12 protein-coding genes are annotated in these 16,626 nt (G+C 36.4%); 11 read left to right on the plus strand and 1 reads right to left on the minus strand.

Annotated elements, in window-relative coordinates:
- The first annotated feature begins 2 nt into the window (after window positions 1–2).
- The 10 genes from asp1 (at window position 3) to PEPE_RS00365 (ending at window position 14,641) form a co-directional block, all read left to right on the plus strand.
- On the plus strand, window positions 3–1,655 hold the full coding sequence (gene asp1 / locus PEPE_RS00320) for an accessory Sec system glycosyltransferase Asp1 (RefSeq protein ID WP_011672806.1): 1,653 nt from the start codon (window positions 3–5) through the stop codon (window positions 1,653–1,655).
- Window positions 1,645–3,228 carry an accessory Sec system protein Asp2 gene (asp2, locus tag PEPE_RS00325; RefSeq protein ID WP_011672807.1) on the plus strand — a complete coding sequence of 528 codons (1,584 nt, stop codon included), beginning with the start codon at window positions 1,645–1,647 and terminating at the stop codon, window positions 3,226–3,228. The genes asp1 and asp2 overlap by 11 nt, the downstream gene beginning before the upstream one ends.
- A complete protein-coding gene (gene asp3 / locus PEPE_RS00330; RefSeq protein ID WP_011672808.1) occupies window positions 3,221–4,039 on the plus strand; it encodes an accessory Sec system protein Asp3 in 819 nt (272 codons plus the stop codon). The genes asp2 and asp3 overlap by 8 nt, the downstream gene beginning before the upstream one ends.
- A gap of 27 nt (window positions 4,040–4,066) precedes the next feature.
- Window positions 4,067–5,515: a glycosyltransferase gene (locus PEPE_RS00335; protein ID WP_011672809.1), complete on the plus strand. Its 1,449-nt coding sequence runs from the start codon at window positions 4,067–4,069 to the stop codon at window positions 5,513–5,515.
- Window positions 5,505–6,353, plus strand: a complete 849-nt coding sequence (locus tag PEPE_RS00340) for a hypothetical protein (RefSeq protein ID WP_011672810.1) — start codon at window positions 5,505–5,507, stop codon at window positions 6,351–6,353. Before PEPE_RS00335 ends, PEPE_RS00340 begins: the two co-directional genes overlap by 11 nt.
- A gap of 65 nt (window positions 6,354–6,418) precedes the next feature.
- Window positions 6,419–7,150: a hypothetical protein gene (locus PEPE_RS00345; RefSeq protein WP_011672811.1), complete on the plus strand. Its 732-nt coding sequence runs from the start codon at window positions 6,419–6,421 to the stop codon at window positions 7,148–7,150.
- A 12-nt stretch (window positions 7,151–7,162) separates the two neighbouring features.
- Complete coding sequence (locus PEPE_RS00350) at window positions 7,163–7,960, plus strand: hypothetical protein (RefSeq protein WP_011672812.1); 798 nt, start codon at window positions 7,163–7,165, stop codon at window positions 7,958–7,960.
- A 380-nt stretch (window positions 7,961–8,340) separates the two neighbouring features.
- Window positions 8,341–11,001: a SpaA isopeptide-forming pilin-related protein gene (locus tag PEPE_RS09395; RefSeq protein WP_049752769.1), complete on the plus strand. Its 2,661-nt coding sequence runs from the start codon at window positions 8,341–8,343 to the stop codon at window positions 10,999–11,001.
- 95 nt (window positions 11,002–11,096) lie between these two features.
- Window positions 11,097–13,658, plus strand: coding sequence for a YfhO family protein (locus PEPE_RS00360; protein WP_011672814.1), 2,562 nt, complete (start codon window positions 11,097–11,099; stop codon window positions 13,656–13,658).
- A 197-nt stretch (window positions 13,659–13,855) separates the two neighbouring features.
- Window positions 13,856–14,641, plus strand: a complete 786-nt coding sequence (locus PEPE_RS00365) for an SDR family oxidoreductase (protein WP_011672815.1) — start codon at window positions 13,856–13,858, stop codon at window positions 14,639–14,641.
- Window positions 14,642–14,730: 89 nt separating this feature from the next.
- On the opposite strand, the gene PEPE_RS00370 is transcribed toward PEPE_RS00365, so the two are convergent.
- The gene (locus tag PEPE_RS00370; RefSeq protein WP_041526981.1) at window positions 14,731–15,606 is read right to left on the minus strand and encodes a LysR family transcriptional regulator; all 876 of its coding nucleotides are present in this window, start codon (window positions 15,604–15,606) and stop codon (window positions 14,731–14,733) included.
- A 152-nt stretch (window positions 15,607–15,758) separates the two neighbouring features.
- Between PEPE_RS00370 and PEPE_RS00375 the strand changes: the two genes are divergently transcribed.
- Window positions 15,759–16,619, plus strand: a complete 861-nt coding sequence (locus PEPE_RS00375; RefSeq protein WP_011672817.1) for an aldo/keto reductase — start codon at window positions 15,759–15,761, stop codon at window positions 16,617–16,619.
- The last annotated feature ends 7 nt before the right edge of the window (window positions 16,620–16,626 follow it).

Genomic DNA, 16,626 nt, shown 5'->3' on the forward strand with positions numbered 1-16,626 from the left:
TAATGTTTTATATTATGCCGGCCTGGGAGAATGAAGTCAGCGAATTAAATCGGGATTTACTAAAAAATCTGACTAATGTATTCGTTGGTGGTAAAAAAAGCGTGAAGCTCGCGGTGTTAAATTTTTTACCCAACCTAAGATATCTTTTACATGTCAATGGATTAACTAATTATGAATACTGGAACATTTGGGATGCGATTTTGGGGATAGAAAGAGTTGATGGAATGCCACTAGGACCAGAAGCTTTAGACTTACCTCAAGGGGTTCGTTTAATCAATGCTATGACTTCAATGGATGCCTATGAGGGATCTAAATTATATGCCCGAATTATTAGAAGTTCTGAAGGATATCTTAGTGAGGTTCAGTTTATGAATCCTCAAAATCGCCATACCGATGTTTATGACGATCGTGGATTCAAAGTATGCACTAATTATTATGAAAATGAAGAAGTAGTCCGACAAGAATGGTTCAATGAGTGCAATCAACTAATTGTTCGTTATGAACCTAAGGCCAAGGTGGCTGTTCAAATTCTAGGTAATTATTCTAATTTCGAGAAAAGGCAGTATAAAACTTTAAACGAACTATTAATGGAATTTGTAAATTCATTTTTTGAAGAGCACTTTGATCCCACTCAGGACCGGTTAATTGCTAGTACTAACTTAAAGATTAGGCCGCTGATGGTCGAGATTCAAAACCGGTTACCAGTAACTTATTTATTGGACCATCTGGGCCCTATGGATACTACCACCGTGGAAACATTGCAACCTCAAATTCAGGGAGCTTTTAAATTTGTGGTTCCTAACTATGTGATATTCCAACAAATTAAATCTAGCGTAGCTGAGCCGGCTCAAAAGGTTTTAAAACTAGGTTATCCGTACGGAACTGAGAATCGACTTGGAAACAGTAATGAAGAAAGTAAAATGTTTATTTACTGGCATATAGATGAATCAACTAATGATACGACGTGCTCGCAGTTTGCGGAAAAGCTTATTGATTATTCCTTAGAACACGAAAATGTTGGTTTACAAGTAGCAGCGCTTAATGATCGTCAAGCTAATCTCGTTTTTAATTATCTGTGCCAAGCTCTTAAAAATAAATATACCTTTTTAGATCTGGAGCAAGACCAAGACTTAATTTGGAAGATTGTGTTTGGTAGAGAGGACACAGATGCAATTGGAAAGCTATTAATGCAGTTAAAATTTCGTTTAGGCATGAATTTGAAGCATGACCCGGAGACCAATCCGCAAAAATTAGCGGATTCCGCTCGATTTAAAAAGATTAACTGGAAAAAGGTAATGGAAGACATTACTGAAACGATCATCCGCGTTAATTCACGAGACAATGAAATTTATCGCAATTTAGCTCGATCACGGGTGTTGGTCGATGTCGGTAGTCCATATAATACTAGAATGCAATTTAATGCGATTAGCGCCGGTATTCCACAGATTGTTAACGTTGATAGTCCGTTCATTATTAATAGAAAGAATGGATGGATTATCAATGAAAAACAGAGTCTCAGCCAAGGGTTAGATTTTTATCTACAAGAGCTGGGTAATTGGAATAAATCCTTAGTTGCGACAACTAAGTATATGGAACAACTAACACTTAAGCGCCAAGCCGACTGGTGGGAAAGAAGAACTAAGTATGAAAAATAAACTCATTCATTTAGGTTTGCCAATACCAGGGTTGTCTGAGCAACTGAAGGAGAATTTTGACTATATTGATATCCCATTTGAAAAACTTTGGGAACCCAACGCAAAAAAAGGACTTCTTTTTATAAAAGGAAAATTAAATCCCTTATATTTGAATGCTTTATTTTTAATCACCCAGGATGCTTATTTAAAGGAAACCGAGTTATTAAAAAAGTTGCCTGGAAATAAAACATTAATTGATAACACATTAACACTTCCCTTAGCCAGTCAAAATATATTGGAATTAAAAAATGCACAATTTATTGAAGTTGGTGATATAAAAGCCCTGGTTAAGGACCTTAACCAAACTTTCTATAGTGGTCAGTGGGGATTCAAGTTTACATTCGATAACATTCAATTTGAGCCTTATTTTAAGGGTAGAATTGAACAGCTTGGTCATAATTATATTAGATTTATCGATCAAAATATCCAAGCATATCAAAAAGTTGCTAATTGGGGTGGACCGTTGGGAGTGGCGGGAAACACGCTTTGGGAAATTCGAATAGAATTTAAACGCCAAAACCCAACTACTGATGTGCGCCTAGATGTGTCGATGATTAACCCTTATACCAATGAAATATATTATTCACAAAGTTTTGAAAATGACCAGCTAAATGAAGTGTTGCCACTTAAGGTTAGCGAACAAGGGGCATATATTTTAGTGGAACTATTTATTAAAGGTAACAAGGTTGAATTAGATGTCGGACAGATTTCATTAAGAAAAGCCCGTGATGGACGGGGAACACTATTAGTCGGCGAAAAAGAAATGGTCGATGACCAAGCAATGAATGAGCAATTATATTATTACTTTGATCCAGGAGATTTTAAGCCTCCCTTGGTTGTTTATTTCAGTGGATTTCGTTTAGCTCTAGGAGTAGAGGGAGCTAACATGATGAGAGCGCTTGAAGCACCAGCATTGATCTTTGGGGAGCAACGGATCTTAGGGGGATCTTTTTACGTTGGCAGTAAAAAGTTTGAACAGGAAATTGTACGGATTATTCAAACCACTTTAAAAAAGCTCGGGTTCACTGCTAATCAATTAGTTTTATCCGGATTATCAATGGGAACGTACGCTAGTTTATATTATTCGTCGTACCTTAATCCGGAGTGGGTAGTCGTGGGTAAACCGTTGACTAAGTTAGGCGATATAGCAGCAAATGAACGAATTAATCGTCCCGATGCTTTTCCAACGTCTTTAGATGTTTTATTGAAACTTACCGGGGGGATTAGTAATGAAAATATTGAACAAGCCAATAATATTTTCTGGGATTCATTTAGAAGCCATGACCACTCCAAAACTAACTTTGTAATCACGTATATGAAAGAAGACGATTACGATAGAAATGCGTTCGATGATCTATACCGATACCTGCACCAAAATTCACCTAAGTCGCGGATAATTCATAAGGGATTAACTGGACGACATAATGATGATACTAACGGGATTGTTGAGTGGTTCTTAATGCAGATTCGAAATATTTTAACATCCAAGTATGGACGGAATTTTAAACTAGGAGAGACTACGGACGATGAATAGTTCTTATGTTGTAATGTGGCCCATGGCGACCAATGGAACCTACAATTACGGTTCTACAATTAGTTATGAAAAAGGTTTAGTTAATTTTAGTAATAGTCAAATGAGCCCAGGTGAAGCAATTTCAAGTTGGAAATCAAAGCAAGACTTCGATTCCAATAATGCTCAATTTAACCAATTACCTTTGCTAAAGGAAGGTGAACAATATCATATTGTGGTTAATGCAGAAGTAATTCCTAGTAACTCAGTCCAGGTTCAAATCAATTTTTTGGACACGTTGGGGGAAACTATTGATGGTATCACCACCCTAAGTTTGGATGATTATTTTGAAGTCCCCTTGGGAACCCAAGCTTATGATTTAAACTTAATTAACTTAAATAATCAAGGCCTAACGTTTAAAAATATCGTCATTACTCCACGAGATACCAAATTTGAAATTGAAACTTTTAGTAGTGGTACTTTTCGAATGGTTAGTATCTGGGATAAGGAAGAAGATTTCTTCGAGGAAGTGCCGGTTTACATTCGAAATCGAACTCTGAATATGGGATCGTACATTGGTCAAAATCAAGCGTTAAGACTGTACATCGAATTTGATAGTAGGAGTCTTTTAACGGAAACAGAGCTTCAAAGTGAACTCCAGCTAGCCATTCATGATTTAAAAGATATGGTTGAGGGACGTAATTTAGCTTTCGATGCTTTTGCTCCTGACCCAGTAAGTCTGGCAAAAAATGATGAAAAAGTAATGTTAGTGGAGAAAACTGCAAGTATCGAGTTAGCAAAAATCTTGCATTATTATCGAGGGCAATCTTTCTAATAATCTAGGTAACATTCGGAGGAAAATATGAATTTTTTTGTTAATGAAGCAATGGGAATTGGAAATTCTGGAGTAGAACATGCGCAATTTTATCGAGCTAAGCGTTTCGATCAGGCTGGATTAGATTATCGTTTTATATTTATGGAATTAGTGGATAATCTACACGAAGCCATGGATAAATGGAATTTAAGTGATAATCAGGTCATAAACATTTGGGAGTATTTTGTGTATGGGGATGAATACGCTCTAAATGGTTTAGAAAAAAGAAGTGCAACAGAACACCAGTCGGTCATTGATAGTACGCAAACGATTCGTTCAGATAATAAGATTACTTCGTCAGGGATGCGAGTTGTACGCCATTACGTTAAATATACAAATCCGAAAAAGAACCCTCCATTACTGGTGAGTGTCGATCGGGTGGAAATATATAACAATGCTACTAATGAACGAAAAATTATGTTTGAACAATTAACGGATCCACATAACGAGGGTGAGGTTGAGATCAAAAATATTCATTTATATAATCAACCGGAACAGTTATTTTTCCCTAATTTAATTCAATTCCGAAGATATTTTTTCCATCGATTAGAAAAGCTTTTTCCTGAGAAAAATGTATTTATATTAGATCGTGGCGAAGCTAATGAAGTGGCCTTGATGGATGATGATGTTAGAGATCAAAACAGACGTAAATTAATTTCGATTGTCCATGCGGACCACTTAGGAGATCGCAATGATCCGGCTAACCCATTGTGGAATAACTATTATGAATACGTTCTAACTCACCTTGATCAATTAGAAGGATTAGTTGTGGCAACCGAATTACAACGGCAAGATTTGTTAGTCGATTTCCCAAATTTGGCTAAAAAAATCGTTACAATTCCGGTGGGGGGAGTCCAAGATGTTCGCCAAAAATTAGTACCTAAAGCACACGCAGATTTTAAATTAGTTACAATTTCCCGTTTGGCTGAAGAAAAGCATATCGATTTGATTATTAAAGCAGTCATTAATCTTCATCAAGCCGGTAAAAAAGTTAGCTTGGATATTTATGGTGCTGGTGGAGAAGAGAAAAAACTTAAAAAGATTATTGATGAAAGTAAGGCTGGATCATACATTGAACTAAAGGGACTTACGCATCATGCCGATCAAGTTTATCCAAAATATGATGCATTTGTATCCGCCTCATTTTCCGAAGGCTTTGGCCTAACCTACATTGAAGCTTTGAATGCTGGATTACCAGTTGTGACCTTTAAGGCACGCTTTGGCGCAATGGAAATGATTGAAGATGGTGTGAATGGTTTCTTAATGGACTTCAAGCGTGAAGATACTGACTATAATGTCAGTCAATTAGAAGTAGGAATTGAAAAACTAATGAATACCGATATCGCCACGATGGAAGACGCTATTCTTCAATCCGTAGACAAGTTTCGGGATAGCGTAATTGCCGATAAATGGAGGAAATTGATTGATGAACTATGAGTTGGTGAGTGTTTTAAGAGTTGAGACAGATAATTGGAAGCAGCAAAAGCAGCGGGCAATCAATAATAATAGTAAAGTAATCACGCTTCTTCCCGATCCTTTCTTTACACGTTATAAAAAGGAAGAATATGAAAACATGATGAATATTGTCGATTACGTGACTAAGCGAACATACGATGAAAAAAATTCCTTATTTTTCGACAAAGTACCGATGATAGATGGCGCAGAAATTTTCATGAATGCGGATGGAATCATTTCAATCATCAAAAATGGAGTTAGGATTGGGGAGATGCGAACATTTCCGCAAAGTCGACGTTTGGTTCAAGATGTGACGTACTTTAACGATGATGGAACCAAAGACATGGTTGAAGAATATACGTTTGACGGCTCGATTTTTAGTAATATCTACTATTATGAAGATCGCGTTCAAGAAATTGATTTCACTAATAATGATGGCCAAGTTTGTTTGCGGTTCTACTTCTACGAAGGAGAAATGAATTTAATTACGGTGGTTGACCCAACAACCAATGCGGTCTTGGAATCTTACGATAACATGATTCAATTTCAAAAAGCACAACTCCAAAAAATTGTGGGCCCTGAAGATCAAATTAATATTTCATATTTAGGGATGGAATTAGATGTCTTAGAAAAGACTAAATCTAAGAACACTCTATATTTAGAAGAATCAGCTTTTGATGGTAGCACGGTTAAAGGAAACCTGAAATTAATCATGGATGACCAGATCCAATATGTTCAACAAGCTGTAGTTAAACATGAAGATTACGATCAGATGGTAGATCAAGGGTTGAATGTTTCAAAAGTACGATATGTAGATTGAGATAAATTGAAGGCCAAATCATCATGATTTGGCTTTTTTACTAGAATATTGGGGAGGAACGATTATTGCAGGTTGAAAAGAACGTCGTTATCAGTGAATTTATCGTAAATATGGAAGATGTGTTATACCATCGAGATAATACCGATGTAAATATTGCCGAAAAGGTAGCAGAACAAACCGCCTCTTTAGCTCATTATGGAGTTGCGCACTATGTCCTGACCAACGCCACTAATCAGCAAGACAGTGATAATTTACATATCGTACAGACTGATTTGTTCGAACATTATCCTAAATTAACTTTGTATTTTTATCGAATTTTGATGGCTTTTGATTTTTTGCAGGCTCATCCAGAAATTGAGAAAGCTGCTTTGACGGATGCTGGAGACGTAAAGATGTTGAACTATCCGTTTGATGCGGTAGAAGATGGCATCTTGTACATGGGAGACGAAACGATTTTTATTTACGATACCAGTATTTTGATTGGCTATGACGGTCCCCAATTTATCAAAGATTTTATTTGGGAAAATGGTCATTTACCAATTTTGAACCTAGGTATAATGGTAGGAACGCGGGAGACACTAATCGAGTATCTAGGAATTATGGTCAAACTCATTACGGAAGCAGAATTAAGTTTAGCCCAAGGAAATGACGAAGCCTTTTTAGGAACGTATAAAATGGCTATTTCAAATTACGTAGCTTATTACTATTTTAAAGACCGGTTAGTGCATGGAAATCAAGTATCTACCATTTTTCATGGAGAACAAATGGTCAGCGGAGCCTGGTTTAAACATAAATAGGAGATATTAAAGTTGGATAAAACAAAATTAAAAGCACTAATTTGTAATAAAATCTGGATTTATCAATTTTTGTCAGACCAGAATAATACCGTCCTCTTATACTTAGGAACTGAAAAAAATTCGGGTTTTCTAACCCTTGAATTTCTTAAAAATGGAGAAATTGAAATTCCAACCAAAGTGGGCTTTCGACCTGCAGAATATCGTTTGTGGGATTTTGATGAAGCACGACAAGAAATCATCTTTATGAACCAAGCAGGGCAAGAGCAAAAGCGCGCGCAGTTACCAATAGGCGCCATTAATGGAATGCAAATTATTAATTTTCACGGTGATAAAAAAGAAATGTTGGTTGACGTACCCCATAATAATCAAGCGAAGGTGGAATCTCGAATTCTGGGTGGTCGACAGATGTTCATTTTACCCCGAGAATTTTTTCAGCAAAGTGCTTTCCGCAACCTAAGTCATGCAGGCTTTAACGTAAAGTTACTAGATACTAGTGAGCGTATGGATTTTTTCAATAAGGTTTATGAGTATGTGATTCAACATCCTCAATTAGAACAGTTAGTAGTGTCAAGAACGGGCGATACCACAATTAACAGTTCGAGAAATGATTTTTTATTATTTAAATCCGCAGCTGGGATGCTTGCTTTTGATTGGTTTTCGGGGAAAAGAGCCTTACTAATCGAATTTTTAATCGTAGTTTTAACGGAAAATAATCAACGGCAGCTTAATCCAAATGACCATCGTAGTGAAGATGAAATGTTAAAGCAGGTTTTGGTGGAGAGGTTTGCTGGGCGATATGAAGTGGAATAAGCTTGTGCTAAGCAAGGAAGTTTATAGCAATTTTTTATCTAAAATGAGTGAAATGAATTTTTAGGGTACACCCTAAAAAACAAGCTAAACCATCTGTTTCTCTAGCTTCGGTCACGAAATGGTTTATATGCTTGATTAATTATAACTCAAAATCACTAGTAAAAAAACATTTTCCAAATCAATAAATTTCTCTAATAAAAGCCTGATATTATCAGGCTTTTATTTAGTTTATAAAGTTAGTATTAGCCACTGATTAAAAAACAACAAACCCAAACAGCTATGATTTATAAAAAATATTCTTGAATTTTTAAACATTTAGTTCTTAGTTTTTAGGGTGTACCCTAAAAACTTTATATATAAAAATGAAAAGGAGTGGGTAGATGATGGGCAAAGCATTTCGATGGCTGTATCTGTTAAGTACCTTTTTGTTGATGATTGGACAGGCAATTTCACCTTCTATGGTTTCTGCTAAGTCTTTAAAAGATAGCGGGATTGAAGTTGGAATTAGTATGACAGATCCAATTAGTTCTCAACAAAAAGTGACTACAGTGATTTCCATTCAAGGTTCTGAAGATGAAATGAGTATTGGCAGTAAGGTAATCGTTAATATTCCAGGAAGTACTGTACAAAGTGGTGTTGAGGGCATTAATTTAGTGGGAGCTGGATTACAAGGTTTTGATGGTCCGACAATCACCAAAGTTGGGGATAATTATCAATTAGTATATGTTAAAAATAGTGAATCGGTTGCTGGTGGTGAACAAGCGACTATTTCTTGGACTTCACCCGGATGGTATCCAGGAGATGAACCAGGAGAAGTAGAATCCACTATTAAATATGAAGATGCTCAAGATACTAGTAAAAACGCCTCAGATAGCACTCAGTCAAATACTAAGGGGACACTTAGTCCGGCTAAGCCAGATTTTGGTAAATGGACAATGATGGCTAAGACTGATGATATTCCAAATTACAAAGGTGTAGCATTAATGAATCCTAGTAATTCGGCGGTAAATGTTTATGACCTACCTGTAAATTACGGTAACAAGAAAATGAGTAATGCAACAGTTAAAGACGTTTTGCCAGCAGATACTCATTTTGTATATCCAGGTATATCAGTGCAAACAGATCTTAAAACTACCAATAATATTCGAATCTTAAAACTGAATGGCAGTGGTTTTACTAACGTCACAGATCAATTTGCTGGTGGGATTAAAGTAAATGGAAGAACCTTATCAGTAGATTTTGGAAATGCCATGAATGATGGTTCTGCATACGTCGTGGAATATGCGGTTGCACCGGATGATGGTCAGACACCAACAACCTATGGGGTGAAAGCAAATTCTGCAGAATTGAATTATATGGATTCAGAAGGTGATTCTAAACAAGCCACCGCTTCGCTGAATCAAGCAATTGATGATAATAGCAATGGGTCCTTCAAGTTTACAAAAGAAGTAAAACAAACTGAATATTTGATGGGATCAAAATATTTAGATTACACAATCAAATTAACAAATAATCATAACTTTTTAATTCCTAGTGGGTCAATAATTGAAGATGTTTTACCAATGGGATTGGATTATGTTTCAACTGATAATAGTTCTACAGCAGTTGATGTAAAACCCAGTGTCGCAGGGCAAAATGTGCAATGGACTTTAAATCAAGACTTAGATACGGGAGAGAGTGCAGTCGTTCATTTTCGTGTAAAAGTGGATGAATCACAATTCCAACCAGGAGAGAAGATTAATAATAAAGCCGTGTTACATCGGGTCGGGAGTAAGGACATTAATAGTAATACTACAACTATTTTAGTGTTTAATGGAAAAATTAAGATCAGCAAGACAGATGCCGAAACTGAAACGGCATTAGCGGGGGCTGAATTTGATATCCTAGATCAAGATGGAAAAGTAGTTGACCATGTAAAAACTAGTTCTGATGGGGCCATTATTAGTAAAACATTACCCACAGGGGATTACTCTGTTAAAGAAACTAAAGCTCCAGAAGGATACGAATTATCAGAGAAAGACTATACAGTACATCTAGATTATCAACATGCTAAAAATGGGATAGTTGAAGTCAATGTTGAAGATATTCCAGATACCATAAGTACAACGGATACGAGTGATACGACAGATACCACAAGTACAACGGATACAAGTGATACGACAGATACCACAAGTACAACGGATACAAGTGATACGACAGATACCACAAGTACAACGGATACAAGTGATACGACAGATACCACAAGTACAACGGATACAAGTGATACGACAGATACCACAAGTACAACGGATACGAGTGATACGACAGATACCACAAGTACGACGGATACAAGTGATACGACAGATACCACAAGTACAACAGATACAAGTGATACGACAGATACCACAAGTACGACGGATACAAGTGATACGACAGATACCACAAGTACAACAGATACAAGTGATACGACAGATACCACAAGTACAACAGATACGAGTGATATGACAGATACCACAAGTACAACAAATACAAGTGATACGACAGATACCACAAGTACGACGGATACAAGTGATACGACAGATACCACAAGTACAACAGATACAAGTGATACGACAGATACCACAAGTACAACAGATACGAGTGATACGACAGATACCACAAGTACAACAAATACAAGTGATACGGCAGATACCACAAGTACAACGGATACAAGTGATACGACAGATACCACAAGTATAACGGATACAAGTGATACGACAGATAGCGCAAGTACAACGGATACAAGTAATACGACAGGTACCACAAGTACAACGGATACCACAAGTACGTCTAATAGTACAAAGAATTCTGTTCCTAAGTTGCCAGGAAAAATAACTTCTGGTTCTTCGGGAACAAGTACGTCGAAAAAAGGTAATTCTACAAGTAAAAAATCTAGTGGATTAAAATCACCTTTAGCTAGCCTGCTACCACAAACGGGCGAAAAGGGTGGATGGATTTTAACGTTTGTAGGTGTTGTTATATTAGGAGTAGTTGGCTGGTTTGTATTTAAGAAAAAACGGTAAGTTTTAGGTACTAAATTAATTGAAATGACACTAAGTTTAAAACCGAGCAGATAGCTCGGTTTTTTAGTAATAAAAGAGGAAAAGGATTATAAAATATGGTAAAAAAGTTGAAAAATGGTAGTTGGTACTTAATGAGCTTTATTTTACCTATAACTATTGTCATCATAGCTTATGCTTCAAACGGAATATATTGGGGTAGCGCACATAGTATTCTGGCAAGCGATGCTTTTACACAAGGCGCTAATTTTTTAGCCAGTTTTCGAGAGGTTTTACATGGAAAAAATAGCTTGTGGTTTAATTGGCAAGCCGGTTTTGGATTGAATTATTTAGCATTATATAGTTACTATCTAGGAGGGATAGTAACGCCTTTAGTAGGACTATTTAGCAAAAATCAGATTCCAAATGCTTTTTATGCAATCACAATATTTAAAATAGGATTAGCTGGTCTAAGCAGTTTTTCTTATCTAAAACATCAATTTAAAATCAAACGATATCAACAATTATTACTCGCAATTAGTTACGCTACCATGTCTTTTGGATTAGTAAATGCAGAACAAATAATGTGGCTTGATGTTCTCTATATACTACCACTAATAGTATGGGGAGTTGATCAATGGATAGAACAGCAAAGGTGGGGATTATTGTTCATTAGTTGGTTCTTAATGTTAGTTACTAATTTTTATATTGCCTTTATGGTGGGATTATTTATCGGAATATATTATTTAATGAAGTTAATAACATTAAAAGTACAACAATGGTGGATTAATATCGGACAGTTTATTGGAATTATGCTCTGGTCGACAATTAGCAGTGGAGTAATAATTTTACCTGTAATCTTAACTTTGAGCCGCAATAAAATGCCATTATCATCAATGAATGGTGTCTTCACAGATCGCTCCGGATTATGGGATTTGCCAGTTAAATCTATGATAGGGGCTTATGATGGTACTAAATTTGGGACTACCCCTTATATTTATGTGGGTCTAATAGTCTTAATTTACGCAGTATCTTACTTTTTTAATCGGCAGATTGCACGACGTGTTAGGGTTGGATACGCAGTACTATTACTAAGTTTGGTTAGTGGATTCTATCTACAATTTTTCAATCTTACTTGGCAGGGATGGCATTTTCCAGCGATGTTTCTATACCGTTATAGTTTTTTATGGTCATTTGTAATGATGCAATTAGCAGCGTATGAATTGGAAGTTATGGTATCTCGCCTTGAAGCGAAAATTGGTATTATTTTAGGCAGTGTGATGCTGGTGGCGACTGTGGGGAGTTTTAATCATTATCACTTTATTAGCATTTGGAATTTAGTAGCTACCTTATTATTTTTAATAGTAGAAGTACTACTAATCTTTAGCGGATTAAATAAAAAAGTAGCCATAGGAAGTTTAGTTTTAGTTAGCATTTTAGAGCTAACGATCAATGCGGGTTTAATGTTTAAAGGGGTAGCTACAGAATGGCATTATCCAAGTGCTTCACTATTTAATGAGCCAGCAAAAGCAATCAAAGAAGGGCTTCCAAAAATAAGGAATGATAGACTGCGCCGAGTAGAAAACCTAGATTCTATCTCACGTGACGACGGTTTGAGGTTTAATTATGGGTCGGCTAATTTCTTTTCCTCTGTAACTAATCGACCATTTGAGCAAAGCTTAAATCAATTAGGTTTTCGTTCAACTGGAAGTAACCTAAACATGACATATGGAAATAATACTTTGGTAATGGACAGTATTCTAGGTATTCAGACGAACTTAGCGTTGCAACCTGTTGATAAATATGGTTTTCAGATGGCAACTCGTTCAGGAAAATTTTATGTAAGTAACAATCAAAATGCTTTAAAAAATGGAATTGTAGTAGAGCAAAAGCTTGCGGAAAATAAAAAATTGAGTAAAACAGATAATTTAGGTAATCAAAACCAATTATTGTCCTTAGTAGCTCATACATCCGTTACAAAGCGGTTATTCAAGAGCTTTCCGGTTCAATTGACCGGTTCTACAGGACAAACTGCTGAAGCTGGACTTGAATTTAAAAATTTAGAAAATGGTAATCAATCTCTTAAATTATCAGTGACTGTCCCAAAAAATCAACAAGCCTATTTGAGTTTATTTAAAATGCAAGGAAGTATAAGTCAAATATCAGTTTACAAGGGAAAACAATTAATTGAGAACTATAATCCAAATTTAGTTGGGCAGTATATTAATCTAGGATCTTTCAAACAAAGAACGAATCTCAATATTAGTGTTCGGCTAAGCGGAACAGGGACAGCTCAATTTGCACGCCCAACTTTGATTACATTAAATGAAAAAATTTTCCAACGGCAAATAGAACTAGCTCGGAAATATCAAGCCACAAATTTAAAATATGGGAAACGGACAATCAAAGGGAATATCACTACAAATAACGATAAACAAGCTTTATTATTAACGATTCCAGCAGATCCTGGTTGGAAAGCAAAAATTAATGGCAAGCAAGTAGCAGTTAAAACAGTAGATAATTTATTTACACTAGTTCCCTTAAATTCAGGAAAAAATCAGTTAACTATGAAATATGTACCGACTGGTTTAGTGATTGGAGCATGGTTAACAATACTTGGTCTATCAAGTTTTATTTTTGTACAGATCTGGAGACGATACGATAATGAAGATTTAGGTTAAGTATTGGTATTTTTATAGTAAGCTATTTAAAATAGTGAAAGTAAATTAAAAAAGTGACTTATTTTAGATTTATCTGAATAGGTCGCTTTTTTAGTTGGATAAGGCGTATCAAGTGCTTTTTTGGGTAAAAAATGTTTTAGTCTTAGTTATAAGGAAAAGAGACTATTTCCAAAATAGTACTTAAGGAGAGATTTGTTATGTATAAAGACTTACAAGAAAAAGTAGCCGTAATTACGGGTGGTTCCAAAGGTATTGGCTCAGCCATCGCCAAACGTTTTGGTCAAGAAAAAATGAAAGTGGTCATTAACTACAATAGTGATCCAGACGGAGCTCAAAAGGCCGCTGATGAAGTAATTAATGCTGGTGGCGAGGCAGTGACGGTTCAAGCTAATATCGCTACAGAAGCCGGAGTTAATCAATTACTTGAAACGGCGCTTGAAAAATTTGGTGACCTAGATGTCTGGGTTAATAATGCTGGGATGGAAATTAAATCACCAACTCATGAAGTACCGTTAGAAGATTGGAATAAAGTAACGGCAATTGACCAAACCGGTGTATTTTTAGGTTCACGTACTGCTTTAGCTTACTTTAAGAAGAACCATAAAAAGGGAAACATTATTAATATGTCTTCCGTGCATGAACAAATTCCTTGGCCTACCTTTGCTAGCTATGCAGCAGCTAAGGGAAGCGTAAAATTGTTCACTCAAACGATTGCGATGGAATACGCCAAGGATAATATCCGCGTAAATGCCATTGGACCCGGAGCGATTAATACTCCCATCAATGCCGAAAAATTTGCTGATAAGGAACAATATGATCAAACAGTCAGCATGGTACCCATGGACCGGATTGGTAAACCTGAAGAAGTAGCTGCGGGTGCAGCATGGTTAGCATCTGACGAATCCAGTTATGTAACTGGTATTACACTATTTATCGATGGTGGAATGACGCTTTATCCAGCTTTCAAGGATGGACAAGGTTAAGAATCACATTGGGGTAAATAAAAAAGACCGCGAACGGTCCTAAAAATAATGAATATTGATGTTTAATCATCGCGAAAATTTGGCCGCCATTAATTTTGCGGCCAAATTTTATTAATCTCTTTTAAAAGTGGTTGGACGAGTTTACGGTTACTTTTTAAATATGAACCGTAGAATTCAAGACGATTACGAGGATCGTCGATGGGGACGGCTACGCGTCCACCATCGTCAGAGCGCTCAATGGTGGCCGAACTAACTAGTGATAAGTTGGAGAAAAAATAGGGGAATTTAGAATTCCGACTAATTTCACTCATGGCATCGAGATCAGCTTGGTATAAGAAAGCAGCATCAGGGATATTATTTTCTACGATTGCTTGCCAAGGGCCAGTATCTTGGACCACGAGGAAACTCATTCCGGCTAAATCGTCGAAGTTTACGGATGTTTTTTTAGATAGTGGATTAGATTTACCAATTTCTACTCCAAGGTATTCCACACCCAAATAAACTGATTCGATTTCATCGGTCATAATTTCTTGGTTGGTAAAAATTAGCTTCTCTTTAAGATTTTTAAGATTATCAGCAACTTTTTCAGGAAAAACATTTTGAAAATTAATTTTAACTTTAGCAGGGGATGAAATTTCGGAGTTTTCTAGTAGGATAACTGGACCAGGAGCAACTGAACCAATTACAATTTCATGATTTAAGTGATGGTAGTTTAATACTCGTTCAGTAAAATCCCGCTCTGCTTTCAATAATTTGGCTGCTTCTGTAGCCGCGTAAACACCAGTTTCATTTAATTTGATGTGGTTACTAACTCGGCGATCAAAAAGTGATACACCTAATTCATCTTCTAATCTGCGCATTCCCCGAGTAACGGTGGGTTGAGTAATCATTAAATGCTCAGCAGTCGAGCTTAGTGTACCGTATCTTTGAAATGCTACTAGCTCTTTTAGTAAATCAAGGTTCATTGCCAATTCGATTACTTCCTTTCACTATTCCATAAATGCATAGTAACATACTTGATTGGTAATTTTTATATGGTAATTAACCCCCTATACTAGAAAGTACTTAAAGATAGTGTAAATAAATAGGATATATAAATTTAAAGGGGTACAAAGTTATGGAATATGTAAAGTTAAATGATGGCAACCAAATGCCTCAACTTGGATTTGGTGTTTTCCAAGTTTCCGATTTGAGCCAAGCCGAACAAGCCGTGAGTGATGCACTTGATACAGGTTATCGTCTAATTGATACGGCTGCTGCTTATGACAACGAAGAGGCGGTGGGTGCCGCGATCAAGAAGAGCGGTATTAATCGCAGTGAGATTTTTGTGACTTCTAAGCTTTGGGTGGATCACTTCACCTATGAAAAAGCGCAACAAGGAATTGAAGATTCACTAAATAAATTAGGATTGGACTATATTGATTTATACTTGCTTCACCAACCTTATGGTGACACAGCAGGTGCATGGCGAGCTTTGATTGAAGCTCAAAAGGCGGGTAAAATTAAGTCAATCGGTGTATCTAATTTTGCTCCAGATCAATTGATGAATCTGGAATTAATGTCAGATGTTAAGCCAGCACTTAATCAAATCGAAGTTTCACCTTGGTACCAAGAAGGCGAAGCGGTTGGTTTTGCTCAAAGTCAAGATGTTCAAGTTGAAGCATGGGCTCCCTTTGCGGAAGGTAAGCATAATATTTTCTCAAATGAGACGATTGCTGAAATTGGTCAGAAATATGGAAAAGCGAACGGACAAGTTATCCTACGTTGGCTCCTCCAACGCGGAATTGTGGTAATCCCCAAGTCAGTTCATAAGACGCGCATGGCTGAAAACTTAGATGTTTTTGATTTTGAATTGAGTGATGATGATATGCAAAAGATGAGTAGTTTAGATAAAAACGAAAGTCAGTTCTTTGATCACCGTGATCCAGAAGCCATTGTAAGTATTTTTGGTGAAAGCTTAAAAGCATTACGTAAATAATTTTAGG

The sequence above is a fragment of the Pediococcus pentosaceus ATCC 25745 genome (genome assembly GCF_000014505.1).
GTDB classification, from domain to species: domain Bacteria; phylum Bacillota; class Bacilli; order Lactobacillales; family Lactobacillaceae; genus Pediococcus; species Pediococcus pentosaceus.